The sequence below is a fragment of the Candidatus Methanoperedens nitratireducens genome (genome assembly GCF_900196725.1).
In the GTDB taxonomy this organism is placed as follows: Archaea; Halobacteriota; Methanosarcinia; order Methanosarcinales; family Methanoperedenaceae; genus Methanoperedens; species Methanoperedens nitroreducens_A.
Genome location: NZ_FZMP01000058.1, coordinates 1 through 18024, shown reverse-complemented (window position 1 = coordinate 18024; position 18024 = coordinate 1). Strand labels below are relative to the sequence as shown.

At 44.8% G+C, this 18024-nt stretch carries 21 protein-coding genes; 12 read left to right on the top strand and 9 right to left on the bottom strand.

The window, feature by feature from the left end; translation table 11 throughout:
- Positions 1-64: 64 nt before the first annotated feature.
- Both MNV_RS05095 and MNV_RS05090 read right to left on the bottom strand, forming a co-directional pair.
- On the bottom strand, positions 65-2236 hold the full coding sequence (locus tag MNV_RS05095) for a hypothetical protein (RefSeq protein ID WP_143311642.1): 2172 nt from the start codon (positions 2234-2236) through the stop codon (positions 65-67).
- Positions 2237-2405: 169 nt separating this feature from the next.
- A complete protein-coding gene (locus tag MNV_RS05090) occupies positions 2406-2660 on the bottom strand; it encodes a roadblock/LC7 domain-containing protein (RefSeq protein WP_096204289.1) in 255 nt (84 codons plus the stop codon).
- Positions 2661-2771: 111 nt separating this feature from the next.
- Here MNV_RS05090 and MNV_RS05085 point away from each other — a divergent pair, with 111 nt between their 5' ends.
- The gene (locus MNV_RS05085) at positions 2772-3812 is read left to right on the top strand and encodes a multiheme c-type cytochrome (RefSeq protein WP_096204288.1); all 1041 of its coding nucleotides are present in this window, start codon (positions 2772-2774) and stop codon (positions 3810-3812) included.
- A 54-nt stretch (positions 3813-3866) separates the two neighbouring features.
- Here MNV_RS05085 and MNV_RS20505 read toward each other — a convergent pair whose 3' ends face one another.
- Complete coding sequence (locus MNV_RS20505; protein ID WP_256999952.1) at positions 3867-3992, bottom strand: hypothetical protein; 126 nt, start codon at positions 3990-3992, stop codon at positions 3867-3869.
- Between the two features lie 55 nt (positions 3993-4047).
- Positions 4048-4407: a cupin domain-containing protein gene (locus MNV_RS05080; RefSeq protein ID WP_096204287.1), complete on the bottom strand. Its 360-nt coding sequence runs from the start codon at positions 4405-4407 to the stop codon at positions 4048-4050.
- A gap of 224 nt (positions 4408-4631) precedes the next feature.
- Here MNV_RS05080 and MNV_RS05075 point away from each other — a divergent pair, with 224 nt between their 5' ends.
- Positions 4632-4919, top strand: a complete 288-nt coding sequence (locus MNV_RS05075) for a hypothetical protein (RefSeq protein WP_096204286.1) — start codon at positions 4632-4634, stop codon at positions 4917-4919.
- A gap of 376 nt (positions 4920-5295) precedes the next feature.
- Here the strand turns inward: MNV_RS05075 and MNV_RS05070 are convergent, their stop codons facing one another.
- The 3 genes from MNV_RS05070 to MNV_RS05060 form a co-directional block, all read right to left on the bottom strand.
- Positions 5296-6534: an oligosaccharide flippase family protein gene (locus MNV_RS05070; RefSeq protein ID WP_096204285.1), complete on the bottom strand. Its 1239-nt coding sequence runs from the start codon at positions 6532-6534 to the stop codon at positions 5296-5298.
- Between the two features lie 69 nt (positions 6535-6603).
- On the bottom strand, positions 6604-7191 hold the full coding sequence (locus tag MNV_RS05065; protein WP_096204284.1) for a stage II sporulation protein M: 588 nt from the start codon (positions 7189-7191) through the stop codon (positions 6604-6606).
- 1 nt (position 7192) lies between these two features.
- Entirely contained in the window at positions 7193-8053 is an 861-nt protein-coding gene (locus MNV_RS05060; protein WP_096204283.1) for a DUF63 family protein, read from the bottom strand.
- 11 nt (positions 8054-8064) lie between these two features.
- On the opposite strand from MNV_RS05060, the gene MNV_RS05055 reads away from it, so the two are divergent.
- The 10 genes from MNV_RS05055 to MNV_RS05010 all read left to right on the top strand — a co-directional run bounded on the left by MNV_RS05055 (position 8065) and on the right by MNV_RS05010 (position 16988).
- Positions 8065-9132: an NAD(P)-dependent glycerol-1-phosphate dehydrogenase gene (locus tag MNV_RS05055; protein WP_096204282.1), complete on the top strand. Its 1068-nt coding sequence runs from the start codon at positions 8065-8067 to the stop codon at positions 9130-9132.
- Positions 9133-9160: 28 nt separating this feature from the next.
- Positions 9161-9631, top strand: a complete 471-nt coding sequence (locus MNV_RS05050; RefSeq protein WP_096204281.1) for a UPF0179 family protein — start codon at positions 9161-9163, stop codon at positions 9629-9631.
- Positions 9609-9845: a recombinase zinc beta ribbon domain-containing protein gene (locus tag MNV_RS05045; RefSeq protein WP_096204280.1), complete on the top strand. Its 237-nt coding sequence runs from the start codon at positions 9609-9611 to the stop codon at positions 9843-9845. Before MNV_RS05050 ends, MNV_RS05045 begins: the two co-directional genes overlap by 23 nt.
- 65 nt (positions 9846-9910) lie before the next feature.
- A complete protein-coding gene (locus MNV_RS05040; protein WP_096204279.1) occupies positions 9911-10366 on the top strand; it encodes a thioredoxin family protein in 456 nt (151 codons plus the stop codon).
- A gap of 2 nt (positions 10367-10368) precedes the next feature.
- On the top strand, positions 10369-11655 hold the full coding sequence (locus tag MNV_RS05035; protein WP_096204278.1) for a PCYCGC motif-containing (lipo)protein: 1287 nt from the start codon (positions 10369-10371) through the stop codon (positions 11653-11655).
- Complete coding sequence (locus tag MNV_RS05030) at positions 11656-12384, top strand: cytochrome c biogenesis CcdA family protein (RefSeq protein WP_096204277.1); 729 nt, start codon at positions 11656-11658, stop codon at positions 12382-12384.
- A gap of 6 nt (positions 12385-12390) precedes the next feature.
- Positions 12391-13791, top strand: a complete 1401-nt coding sequence (locus tag MNV_RS05025; protein WP_096204276.1) for a 4Fe-4S binding protein — start codon at positions 12391-12393, stop codon at positions 13789-13791.
- A gap of 113 nt (positions 13792-13904) precedes the next feature.
- Positions 13905-14378 carry a thioredoxin family protein gene (locus MNV_RS05020; protein WP_096204275.1) on the top strand — a complete coding sequence of 158 codons (474 nt, stop codon included), beginning with the start codon at positions 13905-13907 and terminating at the stop codon, positions 14376-14378.
- Position 14379: 1 nt separating this feature from the next.
- Positions 14380-16689, top strand: coding sequence for a cytochrome c biogenesis protein CcsA (gene ccsA / locus MNV_RS21455; RefSeq protein ID WP_096204274.1), 2310 nt, complete (start codon positions 14380-14382; stop codon positions 16687-16689).
- A 59-nt stretch (positions 16690-16748) separates the two neighbouring features.
- Positions 16749-16988: a hypothetical protein gene (locus MNV_RS05010; protein WP_096204273.1), complete on the top strand. Its 240-nt coding sequence runs from the start codon at positions 16749-16751 to the stop codon at positions 16986-16988.
- Here MNV_RS05010 and MNV_RS05005 read toward each other — a convergent pair.
- Positions 16976-17713, bottom strand: a complete 738-nt coding sequence (locus MNV_RS05005) for a cytochrome c biogenesis CcdA family protein (RefSeq protein ID WP_096204272.1) — start codon at positions 17711-17713, stop codon at positions 16976-16978. The genes MNV_RS05010 and MNV_RS05005 overlap by 13 nt on opposite strands.
- A gap of 124 nt (positions 17714-17837) precedes the next feature.
- On the bottom strand, positions 17838-18024 hold a 187-nt coding region (locus MNV_RS19360; RefSeq protein WP_218837906.1), incomplete at its 5' end, for a hypothetical protein.

Sequence of the window (18024 nt, the reverse complement as noted above, 5' to 3'; positions counted from 1 at the left end):
ATCAATTAGCCGCAGGTGGCGAAGTTAGGGATAAACTTAAGGAGTAGGATACCATGTGCCAGTTTTATGACCGGGTAACTTCCACGGCGTCGACAACTATAAGAGAACTGGATGCCGCCGGGTTCTTTTTACCTGAAACAGTGATCGATAAAGTGTGCTGAGTATTCTCCAGACCACTGGCTATTGTCATGTTGATTTTACTGTAAGGAATCGATGAGTACATGTCGATATCAGGATATGCCTTCCCATCAACTTCAATGCTTGCTGTGCCTCCGTCCTGTCCTGCGGAGTAAAGAAGCGCCACACCTGTTCCGGTAAAGGAAACTGCCACCTTTGAACCCGGTGTTCCTGACACCTTCCAGGTTCCGCTACTGGCATTGACATCTTCTTGCCTCTCCCAGCCAACAGTCCATGTGAAAGAAGAGTGCGTTTCTTCTATTCGTTTAATAACAGGCTGGATTTCCATCAGGGATGCAGCTTGAGATTCCTCTATCCCCTGTTTACCCGTAATCGACCCGATAAACATGAGTATAAAATTTTTTATAATTCCAAGTTTTGTCTTCCTTTCCTCTTTTTCAGCAAGAGCGGGCAGGGTGATATTTTCATCGTTGGAAAGGGAAATATTCTTTTGTTTCGGATCTACGTTTTCCGGCGCTATAGCAGGCGTGGGTTGCCTTGGTCCTATAACAGGCTGATTCGATTCTATTTTACGCCAGATATCCTCCTTATTACTATTATCTTTTTCAAGATATGTTCTAAAATCTATATAGTAGCCTTTTGCTGCTGGCAGGATTATCTCCTCTCCTGACGGGATAGAAATTTCATAGCTGTAACTAAACAGCTCGTTTTTCTCAAGAAATATATTTTCCTGGGAAGTAGTTCCGTTGGTCAAACTCGCATTATCAGGAAGAATATCCATTATTTTAAGAGAGACGCGCTGGTCTCCCAGATTCCTGGCACCCACTATTACTGTTGCATTTATAATTCCATTATCCTGCTGATTGATCTTTACATCTTTTGTAAGCGATACATCTGAACCTTTTATTTTTACTTCAATGTCATTTGATTCCACGCTGTATATCTTCCCCTCTAATTCAAATTTTGCAGTTGCTTTTGGAATTAATACAGTTTCTATATATTTTATTGGCTTAATCGAGTATGATATTGTCCGGGATGATTTAGGCGGAATAATAACAGACCAGTTCAAGCTTTCATTCTCTTTTGTTTGATATGCAAAAGAATCGGGCACCGAATCTGTCAAATTGATCATAACATCCTGATTTCCATTATTTTTCATAGTCAGGAGGGTTCTGAATAATTCATTAACATAGAGGACATCCGCGCCCGAGTAATTAACATAAAGCGCTACCTGTTTTTTAACATCGATAAATGGTTTAATGATTAATTGTTTCTCTATTCGAAAGGTATAATGGACATTTTTATTATCGCTACCTGTCAATTTCATCGGTATAATGAAGGTTTTATTAACTGGCGATACAGGCGATATTACGCTGAGATTCAATACCCTTTTATCGCCAACTTTTAAATCGTTTAAATCATATATTACGGAGCTACCTGTATATTTAAAGCTCACACCCTCTCTCTGAACAGCTGTCTGCTCTTGAGTCGTAAAATTGGTAAGATTCACATCCAATAGAGCATCCTTAAGAGTTGCATTGCCTTTATTCTCGATAGAGACCTGTATATAAAAAAATTTATTGGATTCCAAGGTGTCAGTAGTATTGAGGTTGGTGTTACTTGCGGGGTCTTCATTATAGATACTGTAAGAGATATTAATATCCGGCTTCCCTCTCAGATAAACCTGAACTGATATATTGGGTTCGAAAAGTTCCCTGCTCCACGTTCTTTCTCCGTCGATACTTGCGCTTATTTTCATTTCATCATCGTAAAGCGGGGCTTCGAAGGCTACGGTCTGCGATTCATCGCTGCCCATTGTAACCTGGCTTCTTTTATTTTCGCCTGTTACTGTCATAAGAGTGCCGATTATTCTACTGTTCGTTGCATCTTTCATAAGGTCTGTCAGTTCAACAGTAAAGTTTCCCAGTGCCCAATCTTTTATATTGACTCTATCTCCCCATTTCATGGTTTGATTGAGGGTACTGACCCATGTGATATCCTGCTCATTAACATCCTTTGCATATTTCCAGTCTGCCTCTTGCTCATGCTTCTCTTCTTCAGCCCAGCTTACAGGTAAAATAATTAGTGAAATGCTCACAAAAAAAATTAACTTAAAAAATATTTTGATTATGGTGTCACTTTTCGGAGAAGAACTTCTGTTCATTTTTCGGTACCGTCTCTTATCCTATCAATTAAGAGTGAAGTCTAAAAATAAATACTTATCTGGTCGCTATATATAGTGACTGAAAGTTTTAAACTTATTGCTATCATATTAATAGTTCTTTAAGCTCTTCTGCTGCTTTTTCAAGTCCAAGAAGGATTAACCCCAATCCAATGGCAGTTGTCTCTGCTGCCCCGAGCATTGTAGCGGACATTGCAGCGATGGATTCTGCAAACTGTTCTTTTTGCAGAACACTGCAGATATGCAGCCCATCACGACTTGCAACAATACACGCCTCCACCCCACCGATTCTACTCAGATTAGCAAGTATTTTTTCTATCCTATCTATTATATCGGGCATTGGATTCCCCAAGGTTATTTTATTTATAAATTTTATATTTTGTAAAAGAAAATAATCTGCACCAGTAATAGGCTAAAATAACTAATAAAGCCATCGTGGCTGTCAGTGTGAATCAAGAAAGACGGAAATAATTACAATGTAACCAAATACGAATGGGACCCTATAAAGCAGCATTATGCGAATGATAAAAGCATCAGGAACTGGCTTGTACAGTGCGCAGGCTGCCATACGACTGGATACGACACACAGACCCAGACATTCAAGGAATTGAATATCGGTTGTGAAGCATGTCATGGTCCTGGCGGTAAACATGTAACATCCAAGAATAAATCAGATATCGTGATAGACGAGTCATCCGAAGGCTGCGGCTACTGCCATATCAGGGCAACGCAGGTGGGAGGCAAGTACAACTTCCCTGTAGGATATGTCCTTGGGAAACCTGAGACTTTGAAATACGACCCTGAACCTTACACCAGCAATGCATCGTTCTTCCCTGATAAGACGACAAAGCGGCACCGTGAGCAATACCTTGATGTCAAGACCAGCAAGCATTACACTGCAGGCACGACATGCGTATCATGCCACAGCCCGCACGATGCCGGTACTGTGACCGTATATCCGGTATCAGGATTATCCCCGGAATTCGCTGACAGGAGCGTCGCTATCTTTGACGGCGGAAAAGTGACAGGCTACTCTGCATGGAGTGGCTCCGGGCTTAAGATGCCAAAGGAGAGTCTCTGCAAGTCTTGCCATGGAAGCGTAAGCGAATACCATAACCACAGCTATACAGATGCAGCAAAGAAAGCAGCAATAACATGCACCGATTGCCACATGCCTGACGTAATAAACGTGAACAGCAAACTCAGAGGCGCACTTACAACGCATAACTTTAAATCCCTCAGCCCTGAAAACTCCATAAAATACGGAGCAGATGTAATGCCAAACTCGTGTACATACAGGTGCCATCAGGATAAGGGCGCTGATAAGACAGCACGCGCCAACTGGGCGCTTTCAGCAATGGGTCCGGCGGCAGCAACAACAACATCAGCAGCAACAACAACAGCACCTGCAACGACAACAAAGGCTCCAGCCTTTGAACTGCTCTTTGCGGTCGGAGCGCTGTTTATTGCGACATTTGTAAGAAGAAGGTAAATTCGACCTTCTTTCTTATCTTTTTTAAAAAACTGGAAAAATACAGATGGAACTTTATGAAACTGTAGCTCCTTCAGCCTCTGCGGATATGCCCTTAATGCTGTGCAGTTCTCTGTCGCCAAGTACTTTCCCAAGATTGAGAAGTATCAGCAGCCTGTTATCAAGCTTACCTACTCCCATGCCATATATTTAATATTATAATATTAACAACCGACAACTTGACAGAACCGCAAACTTACAATACCTCTTCATCCTCATGCCGCCAGGCGGGGTCTACGATGCACAGGAATTTTAACTCGGAGCTTCCTGTATTCCGGATGTACTGTATTGAGTTCGGCGGAATGTAGATTACATTGCCCGGTGTGACTTTTTCAGATTCCATGTTTATATGCATTATACCTTCCCCTTCAAGGATGTAATACACTTCGGAAGTTTTTAGCGTATGGGGTTTTGATGTCTGCCCGGGCTTTACTACAGCATGTGCCAGACTATACCTGATAGCCAGGTCTGTTTTGTCCGGATGCAAAAGCTCGCGAAGGAGCGAATCATCTCCTGCTATGAATTTCTCACAATCCTGTAATTTTTTTACGAACATAAACCGGTTTTATTTACCTTGTACTTATTATTCCTTCCTACAGCAGTCTTTACGGCAGCAAGCTGCAACGGAAGCGCAGGACACACTCGATCCGTATAGGGCTTGAAAATATCTTACCTGCATAGCTGGAATAGAAAGTTTTATTTTAGGACATAAAATAAATAAGGATAAAGAATTAAAGGGCACAGAAAAAATTTTCTGTTTATTAAACGGTCGAGGAAAAAATGTCAAGGATTATTGAGGAAATGATAAATAATCCCTCACTTTTAGAACATTATAAGAGGATGCCTGAATATAATCTCGTTAAGGTGCAGACTTTAACCGGCTCGAACTACTTAGGGTACATCAAGGACTGTGATGACGATGGTATATGGTTTGAACCTTTATACGATGATTATCACCCGGCTTACATTTTTAAAACAGACATAAAGAAAATCATTGTGCCGACCAATCCTGAGGAGGAAAAGGAGATATTGCGAAGGGAAAGGTCGTGGTTCACAGAGGCGAAATAGTCGTATATCACAGCCTGCTCAGTAAGGCCTGGAAGGCTTCCCATTTTCTTCCTTCACAATCATGGCAGCCTTCACAACTTTTTTTAGCCATACATTTTTCCACTGGAAACTTATCATTTTTTACTTGCATCTGGCTCACCCGTTATTATTTTTTATTCTTTCTTATCTTTTCAAAGACGGAAAAAGGGAGCATTACAGCTCAAACCCTTTAGCAAGCGGTTAAGCCTTTTAAAAGGCTTATAATGTTCCTCTTTTTTATACATGCTCTCGTTTTATTACAGGGTGTTACTTATACTTTTTCAGGTATAAGCCCTTAGAAAAGTCTAAAGAAAGCGTTTGACATTTCTGACATTCGAAAAATACAAAGAAAAAACAATTATATTTTAACCATTTTGGGCATACTCATATACCTCCTGTTAATGGTTATCACGCTCACAAGAAGAATAAAGAAAACAGCTGTCTGTATCCCTATTATCTGGCCTATGGAACCATGGAATACCATCAGCAGGACTATTTCCAGAAGCGTGAAAACGACCAGAGGATACCTGAACGCGGTCCTTTTCGCAGAAACATTGTAGAACATGAAAACAATTGAAAGAGAAAGCAGACCCATTGAAAGAGCATACCAGACAAGATAACCGGCAACTGAAGAATAAACCTTCCCGAAGAGAATCGTTATAATGAGTTCCGGCGCAAAAGCATAAGCAGAGAGGATCGCAGCAAGAAGGATACCAAAATAAATCAAAGTCTTTCGCAGCAAGAACCCGTGCGCTACCTTGAGCGTTTCAAGTTCGCTCACCTTTGGAAGAAGCACTCCTCCAAGGGCGAGGGCTAAGAAATAAATAACTTCCCCAAGCATTTTCATTGCTGTAAAGTATCCTGATACCTCCCCTGAGAAATATTTCCGGACAAAAAGAATATCAATACTGCTCATGACCGTTATGCAGAGTATCAGTACAAGTACGGGAGAAGCATATTTGTAGACCGAGAGATTGACCCGTTCACTTTCTTTCTCGAATATGACTCTCAGGGACAAAAAAGCAATTATCAGGAGCACTAAAGCTGCAATGCCGTAAGATAATATTGCGCCGTCAATCCCCATGCCAAGATACGTAAAAAGGACGCCGAATAGTAAAAGTGATGGTTTATCCATTGCTATGTTAAACCCAAGGCTGCCGAATTCCTGCATTCCCTGAAGTACCCCTCTCGGAGAAGGAAGTATTGTAATAAATATAAGAGAAAACCCCAGTACGATTACGGGAACCTCAGAAGGAAGATTTAATACATTCTTGAGAAAAGGACTTATTGCTATCAATACAATAAAAATAATTATACCAATGTACATCAGCTTCTTAGCAGATATTAAAAGGATCGATTTTATTTTTCCATATCCCTCTTTTCCTTTCTGCTCAGATACGACCTGAGCCAGTGTTGTCGTGACCACGCTGGCAGGCACCGAGAAAACGTAGAGAAGAGAGAGCATGGAGCCCAGTATACCGTAGCTTTCCGGTCCGAGTTTCCTTGCCATATAGAACTGGAAAACATACGCAAACAAGAATGAAATAATAGTAGCAAAGAATATTATGCTTCCATGCCTGAGCAGCTTATCTTCCATATGCCATCTTCTTTAGTGTGAATCCATAAAGAATATACAAATGTACTGAATAATTCATGTACTTTCCTGTTAAAGGCCCGCAAACCGCATGGCGATTAACGGCGTCACGTAAGATTCGATGAACGCAGCTACAAAGAGCAGGGGAACTACCCATCTCACATAAAACCAGACGCCCTGTATCATTTCCTGTTTTATATCAGTTCTCGCACCACTTAAGAGCATGTACACCACATGCCCCAGCCTGAACCCGATTCCCACGCTTATCAGCACCATCGGTACTTCGATAATACCGTGGGGTATTATCGCGGCAAGAACGAAAAGCGCCCCCTGCTGCCTTGAGACGAAATCCGTCAGCATGCCAAGGACAAGCCCGTTGGCTGCTGCAACAATAAACGGGATAATGCCAAGCCCGGCGCCCAGAACAAGAGCCAGCAGGCTATTGCGTACATTATTCTTGAATATTTCAATCATCCGCCCGAACGGATCAAGCGACGTAATCCTGCTAAATGCTTCTCTCATCATCTCAAGCAGATACCCGGACGAGGCGGGGTTCAGTTCCGATACCAGTACGCCGATCATTAACATGAAGAAGAAAATACCCGCAGCAGCCAGAATGTATTTCCTTAAAGATTTTATATACTCAGAGTCCTTTTGCACTTTATACCCCCATCAAGAGCCGGAGAGTGTTCCGTGTTGCAGGCGAAAGCCCCAGCACAAGTATGGCTAACTTCATCAGATTTATAAGTTTCTTTTCTTTCTCTGCATCGAACTTGTAATCAAGCATGTAAAGCACGGGAATGAACACAATCAGCTTCAGGGGGTACATCACGAACGAGGGGTGGTCTGTATAATTCCCTAATGTATCGATGAAAAATGTCGGGACCACATGTTTTTCATAATACCCGAGCCAGTCGATCCCGACAAAAGTGGAAGACGCATCAAGCAAATGGGTGAACAGGATGGATATATTCAGTTTGTCTGTAAGAAGCGTAAATTTGATCATCCTGGATGCAGCGTAGACGATACCCGTCGAAATTACTCCCAGCGTCAGTATTGCAGCCGCGGGGGCAGGGTTCTTTATAGTCCCTACAGCCAGCAGCACAGCCATGTTGATTAAAGTCCACGCCACCCCGGCATATCCGAAGAACGGATGATAGTCTTTTACGAATCCTCTCCTCTGAAGGGAAATCGCAATCACTAACAGGGTTATAGTGACAAAGAATATAAAAAAATAGATGATAGGGGTTATAAAAATATACCGGAGCGGGGGAGCGAACACTCCTGAATCCTCAATCACACGCAGGGACGAACCGGCAAGGACGTACGGCGTTATCGCGACGATGAACCGCGCATCGATCTCCACTTTGAGCTTCTCCAGCAGCCTCAGGATACCGAAAATGCTAAGACCCAGTAGTATAGCATAAGTGACCGTGTCTACAGGATTATAGGACGTATCATTGATTATGCCGCTAATGTAATACTTATATATATACTGCCATAGTGTATCTATAATACTCATGTCGAGACCTTATGAAAGATAGTATAGATAGCCATAAAAACAAGTGGATGCAGCTTCCCAGGAATGTTGTAGTTGGTCATGGTGTTATTAATGACACTGGTAAGGTATGTAAAGACCTTAAGCTTAATGGAAATGCCCTCATAGTTACCGGCGAGACCACCCTGAAGGCTGCCGGAAAAACTGTAGAAGTTTGCCTTGAGGATTGCGGTTTTAATGTGGATACCATCATTATAAAAAATCCCACCCTGGATGAGATCAAGGAAGTCAAAGACAGGGCAGCAGGGACAAAAGCCAGTTTCCTGCTGGGGGTGGGAGGTGGGAAATCCATAGATATAGCCAAGCTTGCATCCACTCATCTTGATATTCCTTTCGTAAGCATACCGACTGCGGCATCGCACGACGGTATCGTTTCCTCGCGCGCCTCTATACGCAGGGACAATAAAACAGTATCAGAGACAGCGCAAACCCCCATAGCCGTCATAGCCGATACCGGCATCATAGCCGCCGCGCCTTACCGGTTACTGGCTGCCGGGTGCGGTGACATAATCTCCAACTATACCGCAGTGCGGGACTGGGAACTGGCGCACAGGCTGCGCGACGAACCTTTCAGCGAATATGCGTCGATAATCTCAAAAATGACAGCAAAAATACTGATCGAATCAGCCGGTGCAATAAAAGCCGGGATCGAGGAATCGGCGTGGACCGTGATGAAGGCTCTCGTGGCAAGCGGGGTGGCTATGAGCATTGCAGGCTCCTCGCGTCCTGCCAGTGGCTCGGAGCACAAGTTCAGCCACGCGCTGGATGAGCTTGCGCCTGAGCCGGCGCTGCACGGTGAGCAATGCGGTGTCGGTACGATAATGATGATGTACCTGCACGGCGGCGACTGGCAGGAAATCCGTACAGCTCTTGAAACCATCGGTGCGCCTACTTGCGCTGCCGAACTGGGAATAAAGGAAGAATATATTATCAAGGCGCTCCTTCATGCGCATGAAATCCGTCCTGAGAGATATACCATACTCGGGGCAGGATTGACACGCGAAGCTGCAGAAAAAGTCGCAAGGATTACAAAAGTGATTTGACGATTATAAATAAAATCAGGTGAATCATATGGAAGAATCGGATACAATAATAACGTTGATAGGAACAAAACTGGCAAAAACCGGGAACGAGTTCATCTTTAAGGGAGCTGCGAAAGACTGCGAGGTATGCAAACTTAATAAAACGTGCCTAGGGCTGAATGTCGGGAGCAAGTACAGGATAATCGCCATTCGCAACGGGGGAAAACTTGAGTGTTTCATACATGACTCCGGGGTCTTCGCAGTGGAAGTAGTAGAAACCCCTATAGTGATGGGCATCGAATCCAGGAAGGCGATAAAAGGCTCAAAAATAGTGTACGAGCCTGTAGAATGCAATCTCATAAACTGCGAGAATTATAAAATATGCCGTCCGGCGGGGCTCAGGCGGGGTGATAAGTTCACTGTTGTGAACGTAGTGGGCGAGTTATCAGGACCGTGCGAGAGAGGCTTCCTGTTAAAAGTTGCAGAGGTAAAGAGAAATGACAAACACCGATCAGAATAAATGCATGGATTGCGGGACCGCCCTCACGATCAAGAACAGGCACCCTGTCTATTCATCCAGGCTTGCCATCATCGGATACAGGTGCAGCACCTGTCATGAGAAAAGCAAATCTCCCGCGACAAAAAAACGCGAAGAAGAGATAAGCAATCTCACGAAAGAAGTGCCAAAGCCTGAGAATGTCAGGCACAATATCCTGAAAGAACTTGTGAAATAATTACAGGTATAGCCATTTAACTTAAACCACAATCCTTATATTACTTTACACCTATCGTAAAGTAAATGTATATGAAAAAATGGATATTCGTATTACTTGCCCTTATTGGGCTTACTTCGGGTTATCTGTACATGCAACCGGACGACCCGGGTGCCGGCAAAATTACTTTACAGGGGTTGAACTTTCATGCCGACCTCCAGCCTGCACTTCTGGAGGCAAGCTCACAGGGCAAGCCGGTATTCGTTTATTTCAGGTCGGAATACTGCGGATGGTGCAAGAAATTCGAAGAGGAAACCTTCACTAACCAGAGTGTTATCAAAACATTAAACGAAAACTTCATATTGGTTTCAATAGATGTGTACAGGCAAAAGAATGAAACCAGGGACTTCAAGGTACGCGGTACTCCTGCGGAGATATTTCTTGACTCAAATGGCACCGAGATAAAAAGAATACCAGGATATACAGAGACAGAAGTATTTCTTGATATAGTAAATAAGATCGCAAAATATAAAGAGGCATAATAATGAAGCCTGAGAAGAAAGCAACGAACGTAAAAGAAAAGAGCAAAAAAGTCTCGAAAAAGAGAGGGAACAGTACATTAATCATCGGGGTGGTAGCCGTAATAATGCTTGCCGGAGGTTATATTTTGTTATCCGGTGGCGGCTCTTCACAAGATCCAGCGACAACAAACCAATTAAAACTCCCGAGTTTCGCTTATAAGGATGCTATGACCCTGAAAGCCTATACATACGCCACCAAGCACCCCGAAATGCTTGAGCAGATACCCTGCTACTGCGGATGCGGCGGTCACGGCAGTGCAGCCTCGGATGGAAAAGCACATCGCTTCCTGAGAGACTGTTTCATAAACGATAACTGGCAATATGATGATCACGGCAGTAATTGCGATACATGCCTTGCACTTGCAAGCAAGACCCAGGATTATCTTGCGGCTGGAAAGACGCTTAAGGAAGCCAGGGAACTCATAGACAGGGAATATCAAGGAAAATATCCTGATTCGATGCCAACAAACACGGATCCTGTAAGGGATGATTATATACCCGTCCTTAAGCCCAGGGACTCAGGCTTAACCGGGACGGCCTCAACGCCGGCAACACCGGTAAAGGTTGACCTGTCAGGATACAGCCTCCCCGGCAATTTTAACTCGCTTGCGGATGGTCTGAACCTTACGCCTGCCGGAGCTAACAGGGCGTATTTCATCAATACCAAAATAGCTGCAGGGACAGAACTGGAAAATATGTTAGCAGGGAACTTAGTGCAGCCCGATTCTTTCTACGGTAAGAAGATAATAGGCATGTATAGCACGGATTTCAGTACGTCATCGTGGATCGAAATGCATGACCTGGGATATGATACTACAAAGGATACGACAATAAAGGCACGCGTGGAGCAGGGGATGAAGAATACCGTATATACTAGACCCCTTGTCTACGGACACAGCCAGAACGTGGACAACGTCCTGAAACTGATGAGCAACCCGAAGAGCATGCAGACATCATACCAGACCTATAAACCTCTGCTTGACGCTGTGGATTATAAGAATGTAGCATATGCGCAGGTAATTACAGAGTCCGGCAATTTCTCGGATATCAGCTACACGAGCATGACCCCGGTTAACGGCAAGGTAGAACTTGTTAAAGCGTTTAACGTAACGGATAACAAATCCATACCGGCTGAGCTTGATAAGTACACACCGCAAACAACTGGTAAAGTTCTGGTAATAAAAATGACAGGGGATTTAACAACGGTTCAAAAAGAATCCGATAATATAGACACAATAGCCAGAACATAGATGCCGACAGCACCATCAGTAATATGGGTCTTCATAGCAGGCATGGCAACAGTGATAACGCCGTGCGTTCTCCCTGTGCTGCCTGCCGTGCTCTCAGGCTCCGTGGGCAGCAGGCTACGTCCTGTTGCCATAGTCACGGGCATGTCTTTCACCTTCACGCTGATGGGAGTGCTTATTTCTGCTGTCGCTTCGTTCACTTTTTTTTCCGAATACCTGCGCTGGTTCTCGATACTGTTTATCATGGGCATGGGCGCCGTCCTGTTCGATGAAGACATTAACCGGGCATACACGAATATCACAAGTTCCATTATGAACTTCGGACGCCAGAATGCATCATTTCTCGGGAGCCTGCAATCAAAAGCCCCGAAAGAAGGGCTCCTTGGCGGTTTAATGCTGGGCATGTCTCTTGGCATACTCTGGATTCCCTGCGTCGGTCCTATTCTCGGTGCTGTCTTTGCATTTGTGGCTGAAAGCTCGGCAAGTACGGGCGACCTTTTACACGGTACGGTCCTTCTTTTGGTATATTCGCTTGGTGTAAGCATCCCGATGCTTATAATAGCGTACTCGGGAAAGAGTATATCAGGTCATGTAAGCTGGTTTGTGAAAAAAGGTGCTTTCCTTAAAAAGCTCTCAGGCCTGGTCCTGATACTGGTAGGGCTTATGATGATTTTCGGGATAGATAAATACCTGAAGAAAGTGCTGCTGCCCTATTTCCCGGTTTATGTTTGAGGATGCATGAGTAAATACGATAAGGAAAATAACGGAAATAACGAAAAAACCGACCTGCTCGATGTATATTTTTTCAGTGACCTTGTCAAGAACAGATTATTTAAACCAATTGTCAATATAATTTTCTTCACGGTCCTTCTTATTATAATCTATTTCGGTCTCTCAAGCGAACCTGACCTGCGTTTCCCGGGCGGGATACCTTTTGCGACCACAATGATATGGGATATCTGGCATCCCCTTCTTGCTTTTACCATTATCCTTATCGGCAGGCTGTGGTGCTTCGCATGCCCGATAGGCGCAGTGGGCGACTGGACCCAGTCCGTTTTCAGCCTGAAAAAGAAATATCCTGAGAAGTACAGGAACCTCTGGGTCGCAGTGATACTCTTCCTGTTCATCTTCGCGGCTGAGCGCCATCTCTTCATGTTCACAAGGAACCCGCCGAATACAGCTCTCCTGCTCCTGTTCTTCACAGGACTTGCTGTGGTTATGGGCGCTATTTACGAGAAGCGTAGCTTTTGCAGGTATATCTGTCCTATCGGGCTTATGCTCGGGGTTTTCTCCATGCTCTCCGCCATTGAACTTCGCTGCAAATCAAAGAAGACCTGCCAGGAACATAATATAAAAGAATGTGTTGTTGGCACCGAGGCAGGCAAACCCTGTCCTGTGGGTGAGTTCCCGCAAACGATGGAGCGCAACAATTACTGCATCATGTGCATGGAATGTGTTAAATCCTGCTCAAAAGATAACATCCGCATAAGTCCCCGCCTCCCCGGCGCAGATCTCGTGAGATCGAAAAGGACGCATCTTGATGAAGCCTACTTAGTGCACGGGATAATCATCATCTTCTTATTCGTCCTCGGTATGGAGCGGTTGCAATTCAGGAACGTGATCATCAATTTTGTAAAATCGACCGCTCCATTTGATATATTAACGAACATGAACTTCTTCCTGAACTATTACAGGAACATGTGGGCAATTACCATATTTGCCCTGCTAACGCTGGGCGCAGCCGGCATCATGTATCTTTCTACCAGAGCATCTTTCTCAGGTAAAAATACGAAGCAGAAGTTTACTGACCTCTCTTACGCGTTCATTCCACTCAGCCTTTCCGTCTATTTAGCCGAGAATACATTCAGGCTGCTGAAGGGTTTGTTCTATATCACGGAAACCATAGGGAAATTTTTCGGGAAAGTCTGGGAATTCGCAATAAATTTCGATACCATAAACCACATGCAGATAATATTGCTGTCTCTCGGTTTTATCTTTACACTGTGGGCAGGATACCTTATCAGTAAGAGACTATCGAACGGTGAGAAGGAGTTTCAGCAGAGCATGATAGCAGTAGGCGCTACCGCGGTTATTTACTTGTTCATAGGAGTGAAAATTCTTACGCTGCCGATAATATGATTTAGTTTACACATTTCGTAAAGTATATACGTATGGAGTCGATTAAAAATCAGGAACATAAAACATGAATTATAAAGGCTTATATTCAAATCAAATCAATCAGGAATTAACTTATGAGAACTAAGAAATTATTAACAATAATCGTACTGGTAATGCTCATATCAGTTGCCTATGGCACTTATAATATTTCACTTTCGGATTTCAGGCTGAGCGACCAAAACTCCAGTTATCTTGGCGGTATTACATGGTCACGAAACCTGACCACATCATTTGAGATAGCTCAGCAGGAGAACAAGCCCATTGCAATTTATTTCTGGGCTATATGGTGCCAGTACTGCGCAAAATTCCAGTCCGATACGCTCGGGAATCCTGAGGTAAAAAAGGTACTTGAAAATGATTATGTTCTTGTAGCAATGGACCTTGATATTGACAGGGATGTTGCAAGGAAATACGGCGTGAGCTATCCACCTTATGTTCTCTTCCTTGATGAAAGTGGTAATGTAGTTGAAAGGATTGCTGGCGCCGTGGATGCAGACTATTTCCTGCCCATAGCGACCCGGGTAAGGGACCAGGTAAGGAGCGAATAACATGGTTAACTTAGGAAATGCGTTACTATATGCCAGCATCGTGGCAAGTGCTGTTGCGCTTGCAGGACTTTTATTGAAAGAACTGAAAAACAACAACCTTCTGTCAAGATTAGTCTCACCAATGATCCTGGTGTCAGCAGGGCTACTCGCTTTTGCATATGTGCTCATAACTTACTATTTCGTGATAGGCGATTATACCTACGAATATGTATGGCAGTACTCAAGCCTTGATCTGCCGCTCATATATAAAATATCAGGCGCATGGGCAGGGCAGCCGGGCACGTACCTGCTATGGGTGCTTGTGATATTCCTCTCATCGGCTTGGCTTGCGCTTACTACAAAGCACATATCACCGCTGGCAAGAAGGACCCAGATAATAACCGTGATCATTGGTATATACTTCACAGTGCTCACCCTGATACAGACACCCTTTAAGACCATCTATGAGGGAAGACCCGACCTCCTGGGCTACGTGCCGGCTGACGGCAGCGGTCTGAACACACTGCTTGTGAACTTCTGGATGATTGTACATCCGCCTCTCATGTTCATCGGCTATGCCGCCATGACAATACCATTTGCTGCAGCGATCGTTTATCTGATCACAAAAGAGGACGGTTGGGAGGAACTGTCAAGACAGTGGGCGCGTTTCACCTGGCTTTTCCTCGGCATGGGAATCGCTGTCGGAGGCGTCTGGGCATACATGGTACTGGGCTGGGGCGGTTTCTGGGCATGGGATCCGGTTGAAACAGCATCGTTCATCCCCTGGCTCACTCTCACAGGCTATCTCCATGCGACAGCCCTTCACAGGAAGAATAAAAGAACCTTCTCGATAGCAGCACCCATTCTTGCAGCAGTGTCCTTTATTCTGGTCGTTTACGCAGCAATCGTTGTCAGAAGCGGTCTTTTCAACTCGGTGCATGCGTTCGGCGAAGCCTCCACGGGTACCCTGCTTATCATGTCGCTCCTGGTCACCACGCTTGTGTCGGTTGCCCTGGGAATGCGGCGGTATTTTGAAGAGCCCCAGACGCCTGAAGAAGACCCGGGCTTCTGGAGCAAGACAAATCTATTCTTTGTTACACTGCTGTTATTCGTGATACTGGCTTTCGTATCTTTCTGGGGCATCACCTATCCGGTGTTCATCCAGTTGACACAGGGCTTGAAAGTGAACGTAGCCTCCGATACCAAGAATTTCTTCAATGTATGGAGCTATCCTTTTACGATAGTGCTGCTGCTTGCTCTCGGTTTCTGTTTGAATTATAAAGAATCCAATAAGGAACAACAGAAGCAAACCCTTTTCATCGTGGCTGCGCTCTCAGTAATATTCATGCTGCCAAGGACTGAAAATTTCTATGTTCTCAACCACAGCAGCCCCTTCTGGGTCAGGGAACCGGCGATTTATAAACTGATAGGCAACATCTCGGTTCTCTCTATCTTCCCGTCTCTTTTATACGCAACCTATTCTATTATCAGCTACCTTCGCGGATACCTGCAAGCCGCAAACCAGAGGGTCAGGATAAAGGGTATCGGGATAACGATGGTGCATATCGCGGTCATTTTAACATTATTCGGTGCTATCGTAAGCTCTACCCTTGACAATAAGATAGAGGGGATCAACATACCGCTTGAGGCAAAAGGACAGATGCTTGATATCAGCAATGGCTATAGTGTAAAAATCCTTGACTATTCGACCCGCAGCCTGACCGGGAATAGTGATAGTAATTCCGGAATCCGCATATCGGAGGTACTTGCCGACCCTTCATCTTATGAGAACAATTCTGTAAAAATAAGCGGAAAAGTCACCAATCTAAGATCCCTTGAGGGACACGGCACTCTCGTTGAACTGGTAGATAATTCAGGCAGTATACGGGTTGTAATCCCGGGGAATTACACCGAATCCACTTTACCCAGGGATACCCCGTTGACCGTGACAGGTACGGTAATGGCTGGTTTCCAGCAGCCTATACTCAGCGCCACTGATGTGACCGAGGGTGAATCTACTTCATCCGACAAATACAGGGTACAGAGCGTACAGCTTGAGGTCTATCAGAATAACAAGAAAATCGGGAGCGGAACTGCCGAATACCTTGAAGGCAAAGGCGGAAGCGGGACTTTCCCCATGGTGGAGAGCAGCATAACCGGAACCGATGTGTATGTCATTTTCCAGGGTATGAGCAGCGGGTTTATACCCCTGACCATGCAAATAAAGCCAGCCATCAACTTCGCCTGGGTGGGCATAATACTCTTTGCTGTCGGTATAATCCTGATAATGGCGGTAAAAACAAAATCCAAAGGAGATTCCAAAGGCGATTAGACAACAGCAGGAAATCGTTCCAGGATATCGCAAAGAGCTGCCTGACAGGCGTGCCTACGGTGAAGAGCCGGGTAGACAGGCTGGCAGAAGAACTTGCGGGACTGGAAGAGGTAAAGGAACTGTATGTGACCTCAGATCCTGACGCTGCTATCGTATCCAGGGTATCCGGCGATAGGCAGCGCATACCTTCTATACAGGACAGCATTTCTTCTGATGCAATACGTGCCCGGGGGCATTTGAGGAGATGTACAGGAAGTTGCTCACCAGGGTCGCTAAATAAAGCTGTTCATATCCCATAAAACGTCGTCGGGAAGTATTTGGAGAACACCCTTATCATAAGCTTATCTATCCCGAAGAGCAGCATAATCCCGACCAGTATAAGTACAAGTCCTGCGAGTTTTTTAAGCATCTCCCCGTTCCTCATGAACCATTTGTACCTGTTCGTGACCTTCCTGCCATAATAGGCTATAGAGAGCATGGGGAGGCTCATACCTACGGAATAAACGAACAGCATCCATGCGCCGTAGCCCATATTGCCCACCGAGGCGACGTATGCGAGCACAGCGCCAAGTATCGGACCCACGCACGGAATCCAGACGATGCCCAGGGACATGCCGAGGAAAAATCCCCCAAAGAGCCCGTGCTCGGTCGTATTTGATGAGGAACGGTCTAAAAAGCCGACGTTGTTCCTCAGTCCCTGTGTTATGGAGCTTGATATCTTGATAAACTCTGCATTTATATCGTCATCAAAGAGCACAGCGCCCATTCCAATTATGAACAGGATGGACAAACTGCGCAGGGTATCAGCAAAACTCCCGAAAGCAGCGCCAAAACCCGACACAAGCGTGCCCATCACTGTAAAACTGAGCGTCATGCCGGACACAATAGCCACAGGTCTGAGCCTGCCTCCTGCCGAGCCTGACATCACAGCCGGGACAAGAGGGAGGCAGCACGGCTTGAGTATCGTCACTAAGCCTGCTATGAAAACAAGGATAATAGAAGGTGCTGTTGGTTCTACACTCATTTTTAGCCCGCCGTTATGATACTCAATTGTTTTACCGGATATAAAAGCATGGCTTTACGTACGATGTAAAGCAATATATAGCTTAGCTTTTGTAGTTTTGTTTTGATGGAAAAGAAAATTAACCTCAAATACCCGCGTACTGGTCAGGTAAGCTGAAGTCCACGCCCTCAAGCAGTTCGGGGTTAATATCTCCCTTTGGAAGATGTTTTGACTTGCACCTTCTATTCTCTGTGCATTGCCAGTGACAGGCGGTACATTTCTCCATAAGATGTAATTCCGGCTGATGTTTTATAACCTGAGATTCAGGGTTT